This window comes from Streptomyces sp. WAC05292 (assembly GCF_003949955.1).
Classification (GTDB): Bacteria; Actinomycetota; Actinomycetes; order Streptomycetales; family Streptomycetaceae; genus Streptomyces; species Streptomyces globosus.
The window spans coordinates 1-2,185 of record NZ_RPSE01000635.1; the positions used below are offsets into that span (position 1 = coordinate 1).

The window sequence follows — 2,185 nt, forward strand, 5'->3', positions numbered from 1 at the left end:
GCCCGGGCGGGAGGCCGGCGGCCGGGGCGGATGCCGCCGCGGCGGCGGCCGGAGCCCGGTCCTCACGGGCGGCGGCGTCCGGGGCCGGGCGGGCCAGGGCGGCGGGCAGGTCGATGCCGGGGCCCGCCACCACCGTGAGGCGGCGGGTGCGGCCCCCGGGCGGCGTGTCCGGCGCCGGGGCGGACGGCGCCGCGGACGGCCCCCCGGACGGCTCCGCCGACGGCGCCTGCGGTGCCGGGCCGAGGTCCGGGACCAGCGTGCCCGCCGTGCGCCGCAGCGCCTCCCAGCGGACCTCCCGCCCGCCGCCGGTGTGCCACTCGTCGCCTGCGGCGAGGGCCTCCTCCTCCACCTCGGCGGCCTTCCGCACGGGCCGCGTCCGCCACGAGTGCACCGCCACGGCCAGGGGTACGGCGGGCACGAGCGTCCACGCGAAGGCGGCCGCGCCGGTCGCCCACCACACCGGCCCGAACTCCGCCAGCCGGCCCGAGCCGAGCGGCCCGCCCGAGACGGCCGCGAGCCCCGCCATCAGCAGCCCGCACACCAGGGCTCCCAGAGCCGCCGTCAGCGCGGTCTCCGAGCGCCGCACCTCCCGTGCCCGGCGTACCGCGAACCACCCCACGACCAGTCCGGCGGCCACCGGCAGTGCCGCCGTGGCACAGGTCAGCGCGGTCCCGGGCCCCTCCGGCGGGAGCGCCGCCAGCAGCGGGAACCGGGGCAGGGCGGGCGCCCCCTCGAAGCCGAGCGGGGTGGCGGTGGCGCCGCCGCCGAGGGCGAATCCGGGCCCGAGGGCGTACGCCGCGCCCCACACCATCGCGTTCGGCAGCAGCGCGAGCGCGAGCAGCAGGACCGCGAAGCGGCCCGACCACACGCCGGTCAGCGCCAGGAACGCCCCCTCCACCTCCTTGCCGTGCCAGGCCAGCGAGAGGCCGACGAGCAGCGCCCCGCCGCCGGCCAGGGAGAGCGCCCCGGCCGTCCCGGCCCGGACCGCGACGGCGTACCGGGGCCGGACGACCGCCCGGCGCAGCACCTCGGGGACCCGGCGCGGGAGCGGGCCGAGCGGGCGGCCCTTCGCCGCCCACACCCCGGCGGCCGCGGCGAGCACCGCCACGAGGGGGACGTGCCAGGCGGCGCTGAGGGGGTCGGCGGGCATGGGGCCGCCGGCCGCGTACACGGTGGCGAGGCAGCCCACGCCCAGATAGCCGCAGAGCACGGCGGAGAAGACGACGCTCGCCGGCAGTACCTCGTCCCCGTCGCTGCCGTCGCCGGAGGCGCTGCCGAGGCGCGCGGCGCGGCGCATGAGGAGGGCGGGCAGGGCGATCAGGAGCAGCGGCGTCACCCCGACGGGTGCGGGTACGCCGGAGAGGGTGTCGTAGCGGACGAGTTCGGTGCCGTGGGCCAGCAGCCACAGACCGGCAGCCAGGTGCAGGGCCCCGCCGGGCCCGCTGTCGGGGTAGGGGGAGCTGATCCACAGGACGATCACGAGGACGGCGAGGAAGCCGAGGCCCAGCCCGGCGGCGACGGCCCCGCCGAACACGCAGGCGGCGGCCTCGGGCGAACGGTTGCGCCTGGGGGCGGCGTGGCGCGGCGCGGTCGGCAACGGCGCGTCGCGGTCGGTCACTTGGGTCACAGCGCCATGGTGCCAACGACACGCGCTATGGGTGGGTAATAGGCGAATGTCCGTTGTGTCGCTCAATATACGTTTATGTACTTTTTCGTGCAGGTTTGCTGCGGTCGGCCAGGCGCGGGGAGTGTGGCATGACGGAGAGCACCGGGGAGCCCGCCGGGCTCCCCTCGCCCGAGGACCGCCGCCGGCTCCGCGAGGCGGCGGACCTGACGTGCGAACAGGTCGCGGAGCGGCTGGGGGTCTCCGGGGCCGCCGTCCGCTCCTGGGAGGCGGGCCGCACGCACCCGCGCGGACGCAAGCGGGCCGCGTACGTGCGGCTGTTGGCGCGCGGCGCCGACGGCTCCGGCGGTGGATCCGACCCCGGGCCGCGCCGCTGCGAGACCCCCGCCGCCCCCGCGCGGGGCCCGCCCCCCCCCGCCCCCGGCCGCGCCCCCCCCCGCCCGCACGTGCGCGCCGCCGCCCCGCGCGCCCCGCGGCGCGCCGCGCGCCGCGCCCGCGCGGCCGGCCCCCCCGCCGCCCCCCCCCCGCCACGCCCCCCCCCCCGCCCTCCCCGCCGCCACC

Annotated in this window: 2 protein-coding genes; one reads left to right on the forward strand and one right to left on the reverse strand. The window is 80.5% G+C overall.

Features of this window, described 5'->3' with window-relative positions; all coding sequences use genetic code 11:
- On the reverse strand, positions 1-1,627 hold a 1,627-nt coding region (locus tag EF903_RS31885; protein WP_125548446.1), incomplete at its 3' end, for a DUF6350 family protein.
- Between the two features lie 128 nt (positions 1,628-1,755).
- Between EF903_RS31885 and EF903_RS31890 the strand changes: the two genes are divergently transcribed.
- A partial coding sequence (locus EF903_RS31890; RefSeq protein ID WP_148142635.1) for a DNA-binding transcriptional regulator occupies positions 1,756-2,185 on the forward strand: 430 nt, incomplete at its 3' end.